The organism is Dyadobacter soli, from assembly GCF_900101885.1.
GTDB classification, from domain to species: Bacteria; Bacteroidota; Bacteroidia; order Cytophagales; family Spirosomataceae; genus Dyadobacter; species Dyadobacter soli.
In genome coordinates, this window is record NZ_FNAN01000016.1 from 143,749 (window position 1) to 162,905 (window position 19,157).

The window sequence follows — 19,157 nt, forward strand, 5'->3', positions numbered from 1 at the left end:
TGCTATGAGAAAAATCCTTCTAACGGCATGCATGCTGACGGCATTGTATGCCCATGCGCAGCAAGGTGGCGCGCCCAATGCCAACACCCTGATGAGCGCCGATTTCTGGAAAACGAAACCCAGCGTAGCGCAGGTTAAAGCGGAAATCGCAAAAGGAAACAGCCCGTCGAAACCGGACGCAGCATCCTGGGACCCGACCGCCCGGGCCATCCTGAACGGTGCGCCATTGGAAACCATTCAATTTATGGTGGAGCAGGAGGGGAACGGCGTGAAGAAAAAAACGCACCACAGCGCGTCGTACCTGCATTGGGCGGCGGCGCGGGGTAATGCGGAGCTCGTAGGTTACCTCATCGGCAAAGGTTCCGACGTGCATTTGACGGACAGCCACGGCGCCAGCGTCATCGGCAATGCCGCGGCGAATGGAAACCAGGACAAAGGCGTGTACGAAGCGCTGTTCAAAGCCGGTGTTTCTCCCAAAGCGAAGTATGAAAACGGCGCTACCGTATTGATGCTGGGCGTTGCCGCAGATCCGGACCTCACGCTCACAGACTATTTCATTTCCAAAGGGCTGTCGATTACCGACAAGGACGAGTACGGACGCACTGTGGCCGACTACGCCGCCCGGACGGGTAACAGGGAGCTCATTGAAAAGCTGATCAAACGGGGCGTGAAGCCGACGGGCCATGCATTGTTCTTTGCCACGCAGGGTTCACGGATGTCGAGCAATGGCATCGATGCCTATAAATACCTGGTAGAAACATTGAAACTCGACCCGAAGACAATCAGCAAGGACGGCGCTACCGTGCTGCACCAGCTCATCCGCAGGCCCAATGCAGAGGTAATCGCCTATTTTGTGAACCAGGGTGTCGATCTCAACAAGGCCGACAACGAGGGCAACACCTTGCTGATGCTCGCCGCTTCCGGCAGGGATGTACAGCTTGTGGAGCAAACTTTGCTGCCGAAGATCAAGAATATCAATGCAAAAAATGACAAAGGAGAATCGGCATTGACGAAAGCTATTGCGACCGGATCTTCGGAAATGGTGGCATTGCTGCTGAAAAACGGCGCGGATGTGAAGGTGGTCGATAAAGACCAGAATAACCTGGCCTACCACTGGTTCGAATCGTACCGCGAGGTTTCGGGCGGCCCGGCCGGGCCGATGCCTGGTGCGCCTGCGCGGGAAGGTGAGCGCGGCGGTAACGGCCGCGAGCGTGCCGGTCAGGAGTTTGATAAGAAGCTCGAATTGCTGAAAAATGCCGGCCTGGACGTGTCGGCGCCGCAGCAAAACGGCAGCACGCTTTTCCACCTCGCGGTAGCGAAAGGCAATGAGAAGCTGTTCGAAAAGGCATCTGCGCTCGGTGCGAACATCAATGCACAGGACAAGGAAGGGGCTACGCCATTGCATAAGGCGGCGCTTACCGCCAAAGACGATAAAATCCTGAAAGCACTAATCGCATTAGGTGCTAAAAAGGAGCTCAAAACGGAGTTCGGGGAGACGGCTTATGACCTGGCGAAGGACAATAACTTCCTCGCGGATAGTAAGGTAACCCTCGATTTTCTCAAATAGTTATTCCCATTCCGCCGCATTGCAGCCAGCCTTTTCCAGGGACGGCAGCATTGCGGCGGATTCTTTTCGCCCATTGATAGTATTGACAAACCGACCCATGAAGCATTCCTTGAAATTCACATTATCGATCGTTTTCACACTCCTTTTTACACTAAATGCCTTTGCCCAGACGAGCAAATACAAATGCCTCGTGCAAATGGACGGCTACCGCGGCGAGGCGGCCTATGTGGTGATTTCGCTGATCAACCCGCAGGGCGCTTATGACAAAACCCTGTACGTACTCGGGCCCGACAAGCAATGGTACAACACCCTGAAAGAATGGCATAGGTACCAGACTAAAACCAAAGCCAAACTCAGCGCCATCACAGGCGCGTCCATCACGGGCGGCGACCGCGCCGTGCACGTGATCGAAATTGAGGATGCGAAAATCAATAAAGGCTACAAACTAAGGTTCGAATCGGCCGTGGAAGAGCAGAAATACCACGTTACCGACGCCGAAATCCCGCTAACCACCGAGGGCCTGGCCGAGCGGGCGACGGGCAAGGGATATGTGCGGTTTGTGAAACTCAGTAAAGTACAGTAATTCCGATGACCCTCTCTATCTGGCGGTATGCACATTTGGCACTGGCTTTTGTTTCAACACTTTTCCTGGTCATCCTTTCGGTAACGGGCGTCATCCTCGCGTTCGATGCGGTGAATGAAAAGATGCCCTCTTACCGCATTGAGCAGATCGACGACATTACCCTGGCGGCATGCATTCCCGCATTGCAAAAGGTGTATCCCGAAATCATCGAATTGTCCGTCGATCACAACCAGTTCGTCACCATTGATGCTACGGATGCGGACGGCGGGCACGTGAAAGCCTACATCGATCCGCGCAATGGCAAGGTGCTGGGGCCGGTGGTGCCGAAAAGCGAATTTATCCAGTGGAACATTGCATTACACCGTTCGTTATTTTTAAAGGAAACGGGGCGCATTGCGGTGGGCGTCGTTTCCTTTTTACTATTCCTGATCACCATCAGCGGCGCCGTGCTCATTTTGAAGCGGCAGCAGGGCGTGCGCCACTTTTTTGCGAAAATTAACCGCGATTTTTTCTCCCAGTATTTCCACGTCGTCAGCGGCAGGCTGTTCCTCATTCCCATCCTGGTGATTTCCCTCACCGGGACTTACCTGTTTATGGTCCGCATTGGCGTGATGAATGCCAGCGAAGAAGAGCCGGTAGTGTCGGAACAACCCGCCGATGCCGCACCGCTCGATAAAAGTAAATTTCCTGTATTTCAAAAAACCAGACTGGCCGATGTAGAAAAGGTCGAATTTCCGCTGCTGGAAGACGACCCGGAAGAGTATTATGTGCTTAAAATGCGGGACAAGGTGCTTACCGTGAGCCAGATCACCGGGGCTGTTGTGGAGCAGGCTGCATTCGGCAAGGCCATTGTCTGGGAAAAATTAAGCCTCGACCTCCATACCGGCCGCACCAGCGTCGTTTGGGCTATCGTGCTCGGTTTTGCTTCGTTGAATATCCTCGCATTCATCTACACCGGTTTTGTGATGACCTGGAAGCGGACGCGGACGAAGATCAGGAACAAATTCAAAGCCGGGAATGCGGAGATAGTAATACTGGTCGGCACTGAAAACGGCAGCACGCTATTTTTTGCCAACCAGATCCACCAGCAGTTGCTCGCCGACGGCAAACGTTCCTTCCTCGCCGAAATGAACCAGTACCAACCTTACCCGCAGGCCGAACACCTCCTGATTTTTACCTCCACCTACGGCCTCGGCAGCCCGCCCGCCAATGCGACGCATTTTAACAGTCTGGTTGAAAAAATAAAGCAGCAGCAGCAAGTTGCATTCAGTGTAATAGGTTTTGGATCAAAGGCTTATTCTGATTTTTGTGCATTTGCAAACGAAGTGGATCAATTGCTTGAAAAACAGCCGTGGGCGACGCGTTACCTGGGGTTGCATACGGTGAACGACAAATCGCCGGAAGAATTTGTGAAATGGGTACACGCGTGGAGCGAGCATTCGCTGACAGCCCTGGCGACAGCCCCGGCGGTGTACACGACCAAACAAACGGGCCTGAGAAGCCTTAAAGTGGTGGAGAAAACGCTGGTAAGTGCGGACAATGCTACATTTAAAATCACGCTGGCACCCGAGTCGCGCAATGGTTTCCAGTCGGGCGACTTGCTGGCCATTTACCCCGCCTCGGACAGCCGCGAGCGTTTTTATTCGATAGGACGGAATGACGGCATGATCCAGCTGATGGTGAAACTCTACGAAAACGGCCTGGGTTCCGGCTACCTCTACCAGCTCGAACCGAATAGCAAGGTGAAAGCGCGCATTATGCCCAATCCGGCATTCCATTTCCCGCAAAAGGCACCCGCCGTGGTCATGATTGCCAACGGCACGGGCATTGCGCCGTTCCTGGGTATGGTCATGGACAACCGCGCCGGCGTGCCCGTGAGTATGTACGCGGGGTTCCGCCACGACAACGAGCTAACGGCGCAATACCGGCAGTTTGCGGCGCTTCAAACTGAGCAAAATCGGTTGGAAATGCTGCATTTTGCCTTTTCGCGTGGGAAGGAGCCCCAGTACGTGATGGATTTGATCACGCGCGACGCAGCCTATTTCACCGCGCTGTTGGCTACCGGCGGCGTGATCATGATTTGTGGTTCGCTTCGAATGCAGCACGATGTGGAAGCGTTGCTGAACACGCTTTGTGTATCGGAAAACGGGCAATGCCTTGACTTTTACAAAGCCCGCAACCAGGTTCTGACCGACTGTTACTGAAATGGGCAAGTCAATTCCGATCCTGACTGTCCTGTTGATGCTGGCATTTTCCATACCCGGCATCGCCCAGGTAATGATGAAGCGTCCGATGACGCTGATGGGCTCGCTGTTCGATATTACCGTGGTAGCGGAAGACTCGGCGCTCGCCAATGCCGCGATCGACCGGGCGGAGACGGAAATCAGCCGGATCGAAGACCTGATCTCCGAATGGCGGCCCGGTACGCAGGTTTCGGAAGTAAACAGAAACGCCGGATTAAGGCCCGTGAAGGTCGATAGGGAAGTATTCGGGCTCACGCAGCGGGCCGTTCGTTACGCCAAGCTGACCGGTGGCGCATTCGACGTCAGCATTGCGGCCATGGACCGGCTCTGGCGCTACGACGGCAGCATGACCGCCCTGCCCGATTCCGCAGCCATCCGACGATCCGTCGCGAACGTCGGATACAGGCATATTGTCCTCGATAGCATTCATTCCACCATTTACCTGGCCAAGCCAGGCATGAAAATCGGTTTCGGTTCCATCGGGAAAGGTTATGCGGCCGACAAATGCCGTGAACTCCTGCAATCCGGCGGCATTACCGGCGGCATTGTGAATGCCTCCGGCGACCTCGCGGCCTGGGGAGCACAGCCCGGCGGCGAGCCATGGGCAATTGGGATCAGAAACCCGTTCAAAGGGGGAGGGATGCTTAAAGTTCTCAAAATTCGGACGGGTGCGGTGGCTACCTCGGGAAGCTACGAGAAGTATGCAGAAATCGACGGGAAGCGGTATTCGCACATCATCGATCCCCGGACGGGCTATCCGTCATCGGAACTGACGAGCGTGACGGTCACAGGGCCGAGCGCCGAATTCGCCAATTTTCTCAGTACTTCCATAATGGTCGTCGGGTCACGTGAGGGCCGCAAGCTGATGAAACGTTACAGGCAATACCGATGCCTGTTTAAATGACCTCAATTTCACTACCTATCAAATGTTTGAAGTTACCGGCACAGAAGCTGCGCCGGATTAGCTGACATGCAGCTTTCCCCCTGGCAGAGTGCCGATATCAACACGACCGTCGGCCAGGATGCGTGCAGCTTCCGCGTATAAGAAGACCAGCCAGAACTTAATGCTTTTTCATTTGTAAATTTTTTTGGTAAATGCCTAATTGGCTGTCACAGAGGTCGATTCGGGGTCTCGAAGCTATTGTAAAATTAAAAGCGAAGTATTAGTACAAACTTTACTATTTGAATAAAATTATTCTTACATTACTTTGCTTTTAGTTCTAGTCAAACACAGTTAGCTTGTTGCTGACTGTGCGCCCGGGGCCGGGCGCGATTAAGCCTCCGTATGAGAATCTTGCACCTGTCTTTTCTGTTTAGCATTGTTTATTTACTGCCCTTATCCTTGCCTGCGCAGGATAGCGGTCCCTGGGCGATGACCCATTTCAACAGCGACAACGGCCTGCCGCAAAACAGTATCATGTTTGCGGAGGTCGATAAGGACGGGTTTCTCTGGCTGGCTACCCAGGCTGGGCTTGTGCGGTATGATGGCCAGCGTTTCCGGGTATTCGATAACTATAATTCTGCACTTGTAAGTAACCGGTATACGACCCTCGGCAAAGGCAGTGACGGCAATATCTATTGTATGGACGACCTTTACAGAGCGTCGTTCCACAGCCACGAAAAAGGGTTCTCAGAACCAAAAAGGATAGATGGCCTCATCACTACGACCGTCGGGACCCTTATAGACTTTAATGAGCTGGATATGGGTGAGCTGATTCCGGGCACAAGCGAGGTCGTAGCCAAAAGTCTTATGGAGCCGCTTCACTTTGCTTTTCACCCGGTTGGCGAGGGCAAGGGATTCATTGCGTGGAAGTATAAAATTGGCTATGTCTCAAACAAAAAGGTGCAGTGGGCGCAAATCCAGGATTTCCCAAGGCCCAAGGGACTGACCGTCGGCGTTGTCGGAAACAAACTTTGCCATGTTCTTAGAAATGGCGAGGTAGCCCTGATCGACTCCAATGGCGTGGAGACAAGGCAAAAGGTTCCGGTCTCTTTTCCAGCTGAAAAATCACTGGTGAATTTAAATTCCGTCGCATTTTTTAAGCAGGAGCATCAGACGCTGCTCAACCTGGATGGTGCTATTTATGAAGTAAGCCTGGTTGGCGGGAAGTTGAAATGCCACCATCTTATTACCATCAAAAATGTGTCGTACATCACCTGCATGCGGTATTACCCGGAGCAGGGGCTATTGATCGTAGGGGCCAATACACAGGGTTTGTTTGTTTTTCGTAAACAAAATATGCGGTCGTTCGGTAAGGATGCCGCATTTGGAGACGCATTCTATGCACTGGCACCGTACGGCGACGACCAGGTGTTTTCCCCGATCGGTGAACTGCCGGGAAGTCCGGTGGCTTTGGCCGGGTATGAGGGCTTTGACAGGCATGCCGTGCTGCGCGACCGTAACCGCCATTATTGGTATGCCAACGGTTTGACACTCTATGAAACAGACGAAAAGCTACGTGCGTTGCGAGACATACCGCTCCAAGAAGTGCTCACTGGTATCAACGAGGACGAAAACGGAACGATCTGGCTCAATCAGGGGCTGACTTATTTTGGACGATTAAAAGATGGAAAGTTCGTTCGTTACGCATTGAAGGGTGTGACAGGCAAGAATATCCAGAGCTTCATCCCGCTGGGGAACCAGACGTTCTGGCTCGTGGGTAGGGGCTTGTGTATGTGGATCGACGTGAAGCACGGGAAACAGCGCATTTACCATGAATTTGACAATATTGAACTGAGAACCGTATACCGCGATAAAAAAGGAAACCTCTGGCTGGGCAGTTACGGACAAGGGTATTTCCTTTTCCATAATGGCCGTTTTACAAAGATGCCCGAAGACCCGGCCCACCATCTCAGAATGGTCCACGGTTTTCTTGAAGACCAACGAGGATTTATCTGGATGAGCACCAACAATGGCCTTTTTCAATGCGCCCTTAATGACTTGTACGATTATGCTTCCGGCAAATCGAAGCAGGTGTATCATCATTACTACGGAAAAGAAACCGGTCTGAAAACGACGGAATTCAATGGAGGCTGTTCGCCCAGCGCATTGCGGATGGCCAGCGGCCGGTTTGCATTTCCGTCGATGAACGGCGTAGTCGTTTTTCATCCCGATAGCATTAAAACGGTGCTTCCGACAAGCAAAATCTTCATTGAACAGGTAATGCTCGACGGCGCACCGGCAGGCAGACAAGCGCTCCTGCAAATAGCCCCTTCATTCAAGAGGCTGGAACTGACCGTCTCATCGCCCTACTTCGGAAATCCCAACAATCTGAATATCCAGTACAATGTAGAAGGCCTGGACGACCGTTGGTATCCCTTGCCCGAAAACAACCGCATTGTACTGAACACCCTGCAATACGGAAGCTACAAGCTTCGGCTGAGGAAGGAGGGAGGGTTTGGTACCGGTAATTACATCATGGCGGGGTTACCCTTGGTGGTAATGCCGTTTTTCTACCAAACCTGGTTGTTTTACCTGCTTATTGTCGCTTTTGTCATTGCCGCCATCGTGGTGTTCATCAAAATGCGGTACCGGTACCTTCTTCGCCAGCGCAACCGACTCGAAACGGAGGTGAAGGACCGTACCCGGGAACTCGCATACCAAAGCAAATTGATGGAAAAGCTCACAGTATCGATTGCCCACGACCTCAAATCGCCGCTCTACTTCCTGTCAAAAGTTACGGGGCACTTGCGCGACAACGTGCAGCGGGATAATTTCGACGGCATTGAACGCACCAGTAGCGAGATCAAAAACACCGCCGACCAATTGTACCAGTTCGCCGAAGAGTTCAATCTCTGGGCTTCGTCTTTTACGCAAGGTTTTTCGGTTAACAAAACTTCATTCCCGCTCGGTGACCTCTTGGAGGAGTTACGGCTGTTTTTCCAGGAAATGCTCGACGCGAACGACAACAGGCTCACATTTCCTGCCCATGGGCAGTATACGCTGCACACCGACCGTGCGCTTTTGAAAGTAATTCTTCGCAACATCATCGACAATGCCAACAAGCATTCGCGCGGGTGTGATATCAGCATATCCGCAAGCGGGCAAGCGGACGAGTATGTGACCCTTACGATTGCCGACACGGGCAATGGGATGAGCGAGCCAGTGCTGAAAAGGATTCACGACCGGATCGCGCAGGCATCCACGGCGGCGGGTATCGAGCGCAACAGCCGGCTCGGTTACCAGATGATCATCGATTTTGCCAACCGTCTCGACGCCAATCTGAACGTGCAGAGCGAGCGCGGCGCGGGGACGTCCGTCACGCTGCGCTTACAGGGAAGTGTAAATGGCCCGGAGCTGTCGCAAAACCTAGCTGAGCAGGTCGTAGGCGCCCGCTAGTATCGCAAGTTCCTTGTTGTCTTCGATATTGAGCTTCTCGAACGCGCGGCGCTTATGCGTGTGCGCTGTGGAATATTGCACTTGCAGCATTTCCGAAATCTCGTTCATCGGGTACCCTTTGGCAAGGCATATCACCACCTGGAACTCCCGTTGCGAAAGTTGATCGAAAGGGTTGGCCGACCCGCCGTTGAACACCCCGTGAATGATCGACTGGGACAGATCCGGGCTGACGTAGGTGCCGCCATTGAGGACCTGGGTAATTGCCCTGATAATTTCCTCGTCCGGGGCAGTTTTGCTGATAAATCCATGAGCCCCAAGCTGCATATACCGTTTTCCATAGGTATTTTCCGGGTTTTGGGAAACAATCAGGATTCTGGTGTCGGGGTGAAAACTCTGGATCCAATGCATCAAAACCACCGAATCCGTCGCCGGCATCTGGATATCGAGCAATATCAGGTCAAACGGCTTCTCTTTCATCCTAGCCATCACGCTGCTGGCATCCCAGGCCTCGCTGATGTCTGATTTAACCGCCATCTTGTCAAGCACCATACGAAGCCCCGAACGGATCAGCGAATGGTCGTCGGCGATGAGAATATGTTTCATAGTCGGCAATTATACCATTTTTACCGCGGCCATGCAATGCAAACACAGCAGGGTTTTGGATGATTATTTGATTTCGCCGCTTAGATCCGGTCGCACTGCCATAGCCTTCACCTAAGAGTATAATTTTTTATCCAAAATTTTTTATTTAATGCTAAACCGATTTACTTTGTTGCTAAATCGGTTTACTACTATTAAATCGATCCCAGATCAATCTTATACCCTATGTCTATGAAAAGCATTTTACACTTTTGCCTGGTTTTTGCCCTACTTGGAGGCGAAGCCTGGGCGCAGCAGCAGGTGACCGGGAAAGTCACCGATTCGAGGGGCGAGCCCTTGCCCGGCGTCAACATTATCGTGAAGAACACTTCCGCGGGAACGGTTACCAATGTCGACGGAACGTACTCATTGAAAGTTTCGGAGACTAATGGCGTATTGGCGTTTTCATTCATCGGGTACATGCCCGCAGAAATACCTGTCAACGGACGTACAACCATAGACGTTACGCTCAGCGAGGACATGCAAAACCTCGACGAGCTCGTGGTCGTGGGTTACGGGACCGTCAAGAAATCGGACCTGACTGGCTCGGTCGCTTCCATTTCGTCGACCGAGTTGAAAGCAGTTCCGGTTGCGACATTCGATCAGGCACTTCAGGGCCGGGCTGCGGGTGTACAGGTAGTGCAATCCAATGGCGTGCCGGGCGGCGGTACCAATATCCGTATCCGCGGAACCACGTCGGTGAGCGCGAGCAGCGAGCCGCTCTACGTGATCGACGGGATGCTGATCAATAACAATACCGCCGAAATGTCGGCAGGCGGCCGGGGCCCGTCCCTGAACCCGCTGTCGACCATTAACCCCAGCGATATCGAGTCGATCGAGGTACTGAAAGATGCTTCCGCGACGGCGATTTACGGCTCCCGCGCCGCGAACGGGGTGATTTTGATCACTACCAAAAAGGGTAAGGCAGGCAAAGCTTCCATTAATTTTGAAACCTATTACGGCACGCAGCAGGTCACCAAAACGCTGGATATGTTGAATGCGACGCAATTTGCCGAGCTCGTCAACGAAGCGCAGGTCAATGCGAAGCTGGCGCCGGTTTATACCAATCCTTCCAGCTTTGGCGAGGGCACCAACTGGCAAAAAGAACTTTTCCGCAAGGCATCCATCGCCAACTACCAGGTGTCACTGGCAGGCGGAAGCGAAAAAACGCGCTACGCATTGGGCGGAGGGTATTTCAAACAGAACGGGATCGTACAGGGCTCCGATTTCGACCGCTATTCCTTTAAACTGAATCTCGATACGGATGTCAGTAAAAGACTTAAAGTAGGTACCAACCTGGCCTACAACCGCATGCAGACCAACGGCGTCCTCACGGGCCCGGGTAATGTAGTGCAGGGTGTGGTCACCAATGCATTGATGTTCAACCCGATATTGCCGGTGTATGACGCGTCGCGGCCAGGCGGCTACACTTTCCAGCACGACCGCCGCGACGCGATCGCGAACCCGATTGCGGAGGCGAGAGAATACCAGGCGATCACGACCACTTCGCGCGTGCTCGGTTCCGTTTTCGCAGAGTACCAGATTCTGGAAGGACTCTCTTTCAAATCGAGCTTTGGGATCGATGCATTGAACACCAAATCCAACACCTTCGGCCCCAACTTTTTGAAACGCACCGAAAACAGCAAGGGAGAAGCTTCCGTAACCACCCTGCAAGCGCTGACGTGGCTGAATACCAATACTTTTAACTACAACAAACAGATCAATAAGGACAACAGTATCAATGTGTTGCTTGGTCTGGAAACGCAGAAATTCCGGAACGAATCGGTAAATGCCTACGCTTTTGGTTTCCCGGATTCGCGCACGGGGTGGCATGATATCGGCTCGGCGGAAAACCCGCAGACAACCTCGAACGGCGAATTGCAGTGGAGTATGCTGTCGTACTTCGGGCGGGTGAATTACTCTTTGAAAAACAAATACCTGTTTACCGTCACGGGCCGCAGCGATGGTTCATCCAAATTCTCGGAAGGCCGGAAGTACGGTTTCTTCCCGTCTGCGGCATTCGCCTGGAAGGTTACCGAAGAGGATTTTATGAAATCGGCGGGTTTCATTCAGGACCTGAAATTCCGCGCGAGCTACGGCCGCACGGGTAACCAGTCGATCCAGCCGTACCGCTCATTGGCATTGATCGGGGCGATCGGGCAGGGCGTTTTCTCGACCACCGGCCAGGAAATCATTCGCGGACGTGAGCCGGTTTCGTACCCCAACAAAGACCTGAAATGGGAAACCACCGATCAGCTCAATGCGGCGATCGATTTGTCGGTGCTGAAAGGCAGGCTCGATTTTACGATCGAGGCCTATAATAAGAACACCATCGACCTGCTGCTCGATACGCCCATTCCATACACCACCGGTTTCGAAAATACGCTCCTGAACATCGGAAATGTACGAAACCGCGGTATCGACATTGCCGTTAACTCGGTGAACCTGGACGGGAAAGTACAGTGGAACACCTCGTTGAATGTATCCATTAACCGTAACCAGATCACCAACCTCGCACGGAACGGGGATGTGAACCTGGGTGTGGGCGGTAACATCCTCCGCGAAGGCCAGCCGATCGGTACTTTCTTCGGATACGTGTTCGACGGCATTTACCAGTCCGATGAAGAGGCGAAAAACAGCCCGGCCATTGCAGGCCAGACGCCCGCAGCTGGCGACCGCAAGTACAAGGATATCAGCGGGCCGAACGGTACGCCCGACGGCATTATCAACGATTTCGACCGCACGATCATCGGTTCCGCACAGCCTGATTTTACCTGGGGGTTAAACAACACATTGACATTCAAGAACGTCACGCTTTCCTTTTTCTTCCAGGGCTCGCAGGGCAACCAGATGGTGAACCAGAACCTGGGCGACCTCGCTAATGTGAATGGAAAGCAGAATGTGCTCGCCGAAGCGGGCCTGAACCGCTGGACGCCGCAGAACCCGAGCAACAAATACGCCCGGGCTTTGTCGACCGCGAATGATAACGTGTTTTCGTCCCGCTTCATCGAGGATGCTTCCTATATGCGCCTGAAAAACATTACGCTCGGCTACAACTTTACGCCCGGCGTGCTTAAAAAGCTGGGAATGAGCAATGCACGTCTTTATGTAAGCGCTACCAACCTGTGGACGGTGACCAATTACAGCGGTTACGATCCGGAGGGCAATGCGTACGGCGGTACCACCAACATTGTCGGTGTCGACTTTGGCGGATACCCGCAAGCCAAGACCTACACCGTCGGCCTCAATTTCGGATTCTAGTTTTCCTACGATTTTACATTGACTGAAAAATGAAAAGATTCAATATCATAAAAACTTCCGGACTGGTGCTCGCTACGGCGCTGCTGTGGCTGAGTTCCTGCGAGGATTTCCTGAAAGAAAACCCGCAGGACCGTATCGCCCAGGACCGGTTTTACCAGACAGCCGAGGATGCGACGGCGGCGGTCAACTCGGTGTATTCCAACCTCGGCTCCACGTCGTCGGGCCCGGAAGGTATTTACCACAGCACCACCTGGATTGCGGCGGGGCTGGCTTCCGACGAGATGATCAACAAGCAGGAAGGCGCGATTGCCAACGACCAGCTGTCGACTTTTTCCTGGAATGCGGAAAACAGCAGCGTGAGCACGCTCTGGCGCATTCACTATAAAACCATCACGCTCGCCAACATCGCGATCGAACGCATTCCGCCGATCAATATGGACGAGACATTGAGGAGCCGGCTGGTGAACGAAGCGAAGTTCCTGCGCGCGCTGGCCTATTTCAATCTTGTGCGGATGTTTGGCAATGTGCCGTTACTGGTCAAAGAAGAAGAACCGCTGAACCCCGACGTGTCGACGGTGGATGCCATTTATACGCAGATCATCAGTGACTTGCAGGCTGCGGAAGGTCTGCCCCTGGATGGTGCCATTCAGGAAGGCAGGGCTACCAGCGGCGCGGCCAAGGCACTGCTCGCGAAGGTGTATTTAACCAGAAAAGACTTTCAGAATGCGTCCGCCAAAGCATTGGAAGTGATCCAGTCGAACAAATATGCGCTTTGGGATAATTATGCCGATGTATTCAAACACACCAACCGGAATGGCAAAGAGGCGCTGTTTTCCGTCAGTTTCGGCGATGGCGGCGGGGCGATTTCATTCTGGGAATTCGGGCAGTTCAATGTGCGCTTGCTGCCGCCGGAGCTTTCGCGGGAAATTGCCGGCATTCGCAACACGCAAGGCTGGCAAGCGGCTACGAAGGATTTGTATAATTCTTTTGCTGAGGCGGATACGCGTAAAAAAGTGACTTTCCTGACCGAGTTTGTGAATGACAAAGGCGCGACGATCAAACTGAACGACATTTACATTCAAAAATATTGGGATAGGACCGCAGAGCCGGTAGCGGGTGACTCTCAGCAGGATTTTCCAGTCATCCGTTATTCCGACGTGCTACTGACCTACGCGGAAGCACAGGCCGAGCTGGGGAATGCGGCACCAGCCAATCAATATGTCAATATGGTGCGTAAAAGAGCGAAACTGGCAGAGATAAACCTGGCTGGGGCTGCTTTAAAAGAAGAAATCCTCGATCAGCGCAGGAAGGAATTTGTGGCGGAAGGGCATCGCTGGTATGATCTTGTCCGTACCGGCACCCTGGCAGCGAAGGTACAGAAAGCAAAAGCCATCGATGTGAAGCCGATGTACGAATTGTTCCCGCTCCCGCAGCGCGAACGCGACGTGAACCAGAAATTGCCGCAAAATCAAGGATATTAGTGCAATAATTTGTTTCCTGTCGATACGGGGCGCTGTTTTTCGGCGTCCCGGTATTTTTAATTTGTTGTAATAAAATGATGTATCGCATTATCGCGCTGGCAACGGCATTGGGCCTTATTACCGCCTGCGGCACCGACCGTGGCCAAACTCAAACCGCTGAAAAGCAGGAATTAGCCCCGGCCGAATATGTAAACCCGCTCATCGGCGCGAGTACCAGCACGGGCAAGGCGGGGATTTACCATGGGTTAGGCAAAACTTTCCCGGGCGCCACCACGCCGTACGGCCTCGTACAGGTAAGCCCCAACACCATTACCGGCGGCGACAACGGCTCCGGATACAGCTACGAGCACACGACGATCGAGGGATTTGCATTTACCCAAATGAGCGGCATCGGCTGGTATGGCGACCTTGGGAATTTCCTCGTAACGCCCACCACAGGCACATTGCATACGGCGAGAGGCAAGGAAGGAGTTCCCGGCAGCGGGTACCGGTCGAAGTATGCCAAAGAAGATGAAAAAGCTTCCGCAGGCTATTACGCCGCCACACTGAGCGACTACGGCATTCGCGCCGAGATGACCGCCGCCCCGCATAGTGGAATGCTGCGTTTTACATTTCCCCAAAACAAGCAGTCGCGCGTGCAGATAGACCTCGCGCGCAGGGTAGGGGGCACTTCCACGCGCCAGTACGTGAAGGTGGTCGACGATCACACGATCAAGGGCTGGATGGAATGCACGCCCGACGGCGGCGGCTGGGGTAATGGCGACGGCCAGGCGCGGTACACGGTTTACTTTTATGCCCAGTTCAGCAAACCATTTAAAAAACTCGGTGCCTGGCAGGCCGACATTCCGAAAGACTGGAAACGCAAGCGCGAGGACATCGAGAGCGACCGCTACCAGGAGCAGGTAGCGAAAGCGGCCGTGACGGACTCGGTTACCGAGCTCGAAGGCGATCATCTGGGCGTATTTGCCGAGTATGAAACGCAAAGTGACGAACAGATCCTTTTCAAATCCGGCATTTCGTTCGTGAGTATGGATGGTGCGGAGAAAAACCTGCAAAAGGAAATCACCGGCTGGGATTTCGACGGGCTTCACAAGCAGGCTACCGGCCTTTGGAACAATGCATTGAGTGCAATGAAAGTGTCGGGAGGCAGCGAAGAGGAGAAACATATTTTTTACACCGCACTATACCACACCATGATCGACCCGCGCATGTTTGCCGATGTCGACGGCAGTTTCGCGGGGGGCGATGGCAAGGTGCATCAATCGTCGGAATATACGCGGCGCACCATTTTCAGTGGCTGGGACGTGTTCCGGAGCCAGTTTCCGCTCCAATCGCTGATTAACCCGCGGCTGGTGAATGATATGGTGAACTCGCTGCTGTCGCTGGCCGACGAACGCAAGAAAAGCTACCTGGAACGCTGGGAACTGTTGAATGCGTACAGCGGATGCATGATTGGAAACCCTGCATTATCGGTCATCGCCGATGCCAGCGCCAAGGGCATTGCGCGTTTCGACAAGGAAAAAGCATTGCGGTACGCCGTGCAGACCAGCAACCAGTTCGGCAATGGCGATCGCGGCTATACCGTGGAGCCGTTCGGCATTTCAAACACATTGGAATATGCCTATACCGAATGGTGCACCGCCTCGTTCGCCAAATCGCTGGGTAAGAATGATATAGCAACTGATTTCGAAAAGCGCGGGCAGAGTTACCGTAATATTTTTGACAAAACGAATGGCTGGTTCCGCCCGAAGGACGCGCAGGGAAACTGGAAGCCGTGGCCCGCGAAAGGCCGCATGGCCGACGACTACGGCAGCGTGGAGAGCAATCCCTACCAGCAGGGCTGGTTTGTGCCGCACGATGTGCCCGGTATGGTGGAATTGATGGGCGGCCGTGAGAAAGTTGCGGCAGACCTGACCGGTTTCTTCGAAAAAGTGCCCGAAAACATGATGTGGAACGGCTATTACAACCACGCCAACGAGCCCGTCCACCACGTTCCTTTCTTGTTTAACCAAATTGGAAAGCCCTGGCTCACACAGAAATGGACGCGCGAAATCTGCCGCCGGGCCTACCACAACTCCGTGGAAGGGCTGGTAGGCAATGAGGATGTGGGACAAATGTCGGCCTGGTATGTGCTGGCGGCGGGCGGCCTCTACCAGGTGTGCCCGGGCAAAAACCGCTTTGAGATCACGAGCCCTGTTTTCGGGAAAGTGACCGTACGCCTCGATCCGGCTTATGCGAAAGGCAAGGAATTCACCATTATCGCGCACGGGAATTCGCCGGCTAATGTGTACATCCAGAGCGCAAAACTCAACGGCAAAGCCTACAATCAATGCTTCATCGACTACCACGACATCGCCGCCGGCGGTACGCTGGAACTGACGATGGGGCCCAAACCCAACCAGGAGTTTGGCCAGTAATCCCTACCTCAACCTTAACCTTGAAACTTTGAAAAGATATTCATTCCTGAACCCACTCTTAATGGCCTTGCCGCTTGCGTTATGCAATGCCGAAGCGCAGGCGCAAAAAGCCTATTTTATCGACGGCTACCACGGTGGCGTGTATGGGCATTACCCGGTCGGATATACGCAATTCGTGGTCGATCAGCTCAAACAAAACCCGTTTTGGAAGATCAACCTGGAAATAGAACCCGAAACCTGGGATTCGGTGAAAGTGCGCGAACCGGAAGCATTGGCGGAATTTCAGAAACTGTTCGCCGATCAATCCATCGCCGGTCGGGTCGAATACGTGAGTCCCGCTTACGGGCAGAGCTATTTTTACAATGTTTCGGGCGAAAGCATCATCCGGCATTTCGACTACGGGATCAAAAAGGTGAAAGCCTATTTCCCGACAGCCGTTTTCACTACCTATTCATCGGAAGAACCCTGCTTCACGAGTGCATTGCCGCAGATTTTAAGCTCGTTCGGGTATAAATATGCTTCGTTGAAAAACCCTAACACTTGCTGGGGCGGGTATACGCGGGCATTCGGCGGGGAGCTGGTGAACTGGATCGGGCCCGATGGCTCGCGCATTACCACCGTGCCGCGCTACGGCAGCGAGGGGCTCGAACCGAATTCCACCTGGCAAACCGAAGGCTGGACCAATGCGCCCAAATACATTAACGATGCATTGCAATCGGGGATTAAAAACCCGGTGGCGATGACCTTGCAGGATGCCGGCTGGAAAAACGGCCCATGGATCGGCCACGGCGACCGGGGGTACCAACCTACCGAGTACAAAACCTGGCGGGACTATTTTACCAATGCTTCTATCGGTAAAGCGGAGCAGGACTGGCATTTTTCGCAGGAAGATATGCAGGTGAGCCTCGTGTGGGGTTCGCAAGTGCTGCAAAAGATTGCCCAGCAGGTGCGGGTGTCGGAAAACAAAATTGTGATGGCGGAGAAAATAGCTACCATGAACAAAGTGTACCGCAATGCAGCCTGGCCACAGACGGCAATCGACGAGGCCTGGCGGACGCTCATGCTCTCGCAGCACCACGACTGCTGGATCGTGCCCTACAACGGCAAACGCGGCAACACCTGGGCCGATAAGGTAGTGGTATGGACGGATACGACCAACCACATCGCCGACCGGATCATCGCGGCGGCTACGGGCGGAAATGGCCAGACCGATGCCGCTAATGCCGTGGTCAATGTTTACAATACAACCGGAAATTCTAAAACCGAACAAGTTGCTTTGCGTTTGCCTGCGGGAATTGATCCGCGGGCATTCAGCATTGTTGATTTGAAAAACAAGCAGATAGCCGTGCAAGCGGCGGGTGAGCAGAATGGCGCGCCTGTGCTGTATTTCAAGGCAACGGTGCCGGCAATGGGTTTCAGTCAATATAAATTGATCAATAAAAAGCCGCTTAAAACGACCGGCGCGAATGCATCGGTAGCCGCTTCGGGCGATGTGGTGATGGAGACCGACCATTATAAACTGGTTTTGGATAAGGCCAGGGGCGGTAGTATCAAGAGTCTGATTGTCAAGTCGATGGGTAACCGGGAATTTGTGGATTTGAAAAGCGGGCAGTCGTTCAATGCGCTGCGGGGTAATTTCTTTGACAACGGCGGGTTTCATTCTACTGCCGAAAAGCCTGTGACATTGCAGATTATCGAAAACGGGCCGCTGGTTGTGAAGGCGGAGATCAGGGGCGAGCTGCTTTCCAATCCCTACACGCAAACCATCACGCTCAGGCAGGGCGACCGCAAGATCGAATGCAGCCTGCACATCGACTGGAAGGCAAACATCGGGATCGGCAGCGATTACAAGCAGCACGGCGGCCTGGACCCGAAGGATTATACCAAGCCCTTTTACGACGACAGCCAGAAGCTGCTCGCATTGTTTCCCGTGAATTTTCAATCCCCGAAAATCTACAAGGACGCGCCTTTCGATGTGACGGAAAGTAAACTGGAAAATACGTTTTTTAGTCGCTGGGACAGCATTAAGCACAACCTGATGGTGAGCTGGGTGGATTTGTACGATGCCAAAAGCAATGCCGGCCTCGCGCTCCTTTCCGACCATACCACCACCTACACGCACGGCGAAAACTTTCCGCTCGGCCTGAACGTCCAGTATTCCGGTGCCGGCCTCTGGGGCCGGAACCATACACTCACGGGGCCGACAACCATGCGTTACGCGCTGGTACCGCACGCCGACAAGTGGGATAAGGCCGGCATTTCGCGCGAGGCATCGGATTGGAACGAACCGGCCATCGCATCGCTGACGACCGGTCCGCTCAAAGAACCCGGGAAGTCGCTCGTGGATGTTACCGGAACGGGTTACCAGGTAACGACCACGCTCGTCGACGGTAACGATCTGCTGGTAAGGCTTTTCAATGCCGAAGGCGATACGCAACCCCGGCAAGTGGTGCTGGGCGGGAAAGCCGCCTCGGCCGCATTGGTGGAACTGAATGGTGCCGCCAGGGAGGACCTGAGTATCCGCAGCCAAGACGGCAAAACGGTTTTGAATGTAGCCATGCCAAGATTCGGTATCCGGACGATCCGGCTGAAAGATTTTGTTACTAATTGAAATACACACTTTTAAT

10 protein-coding genes are annotated in these 19,157 nt (G+C 53.5%); 9 read left to right on the forward strand and 1 reads right to left on the reverse strand.

What is annotated here, in order from left to right; all coding sequences use genetic code 11:
- Nucleotides 1-4: 4 nt before the first annotated feature.
- The 5 genes from BLQ88_RS25120 to BLQ88_RS25140 all read left to right on the forward strand — a co-directional run bounded on the left by BLQ88_RS25120 (nucleotide 5) and on the right by BLQ88_RS25140 (nucleotide 8,732).
- Nucleotides 5-1,567 (forward strand): ankyrin repeat domain-containing protein, encoded by a 1,563-nt coding sequence (locus BLQ88_RS25120; protein ID WP_090155637.1) that lies wholly within the window; start codon nucleotides 5-7, stop codon nucleotides 1,565-1,567.
- A 97-nt stretch (nucleotides 1,568-1,664) separates the two neighbouring features.
- A complete protein-coding gene (locus BLQ88_RS25125) occupies nucleotides 1,665-2,150 on the forward strand; it encodes a DUF2271 domain-containing protein (protein ID WP_090155639.1) in 486 nt (161 codons plus the stop codon).
- 5 nt (nucleotides 2,151-2,155) lie between these two features.
- Complete coding sequence (locus BLQ88_RS25130) at nucleotides 2,156-4,354, forward strand: PepSY domain-containing protein (RefSeq protein WP_090155641.1); 2,199 nt, start codon at nucleotides 2,156-2,158, stop codon at nucleotides 4,352-4,354.
- Nucleotide 4,355: 1 nt separating this feature from the next.
- Nucleotides 4,356-5,297, forward strand: a complete 942-nt coding sequence (locus tag BLQ88_RS25135; protein ID WP_090155643.1) for an FAD:protein FMN transferase — start codon at nucleotides 4,356-4,358, stop codon at nucleotides 5,295-5,297.
- Between the two features lie 381 nt (nucleotides 5,298-5,678).
- On the forward strand, nucleotides 5,679-8,732 hold the full coding sequence (locus BLQ88_RS25140) for a sensor histidine kinase (protein WP_090155645.1): 3,054 nt from the start codon (nucleotides 5,679-5,681) through the stop codon (nucleotides 8,730-8,732).
- On the opposite strand, the gene BLQ88_RS25145 is transcribed toward BLQ88_RS25140, so the two are convergent.
- Nucleotides 8,703-9,335: a response regulator gene (locus BLQ88_RS25145; RefSeq protein WP_090155647.1), complete on the reverse strand. Its 633-nt coding sequence runs from the start codon at nucleotides 9,333-9,335 to the stop codon at nucleotides 8,703-8,705. The genes BLQ88_RS25140 and BLQ88_RS25145 overlap by 30 nt on opposite strands.
- 228 nt (nucleotides 9,336-9,563) lie before the next feature.
- On the opposite strand from BLQ88_RS25145, the gene BLQ88_RS25150 reads away from it, so the two are divergent.
- From BLQ88_RS25150 to BLQ88_RS25165, 4 genes are all read left to right on the forward strand, one after another.
- Nucleotides 9,564-12,632: a SusC/RagA family TonB-linked outer membrane protein gene (locus BLQ88_RS25150; RefSeq protein WP_176885093.1), complete on the forward strand. Its 3,069-nt coding sequence runs from the start codon at nucleotides 9,564-9,566 to the stop codon at nucleotides 12,630-12,632.
- A 29-nt stretch (nucleotides 12,633-12,661) separates the two neighbouring features.
- The gene (locus tag BLQ88_RS25155) at nucleotides 12,662-14,113 is read left to right on the forward strand and encodes a RagB/SusD family nutrient uptake outer membrane protein (protein WP_090155651.1); all 1,452 of its coding nucleotides are present in this window, start codon (nucleotides 12,662-12,664) and stop codon (nucleotides 14,111-14,113) included.
- Nucleotides 14,114-14,187: 74 nt separating this feature from the next.
- On the forward strand, nucleotides 14,188-16,530 hold the full coding sequence (locus BLQ88_RS25160; protein WP_090155653.1) for a GH92 family glycosyl hydrolase: 2,343 nt from the start codon (nucleotides 14,188-14,190) through the stop codon (nucleotides 16,528-16,530).
- A gap of 28 nt (nucleotides 16,531-16,558) precedes the next feature.
- Nucleotides 16,559-19,141, forward strand: coding sequence for a glycoside hydrolase family 38 C-terminal domain-containing protein (locus tag BLQ88_RS25165; RefSeq protein ID WP_218132951.1), 2,583 nt, complete (start codon nucleotides 16,559-16,561; stop codon nucleotides 19,139-19,141).
- Nucleotides 19,142-19,157 lie beyond the last annotated feature (16 nt).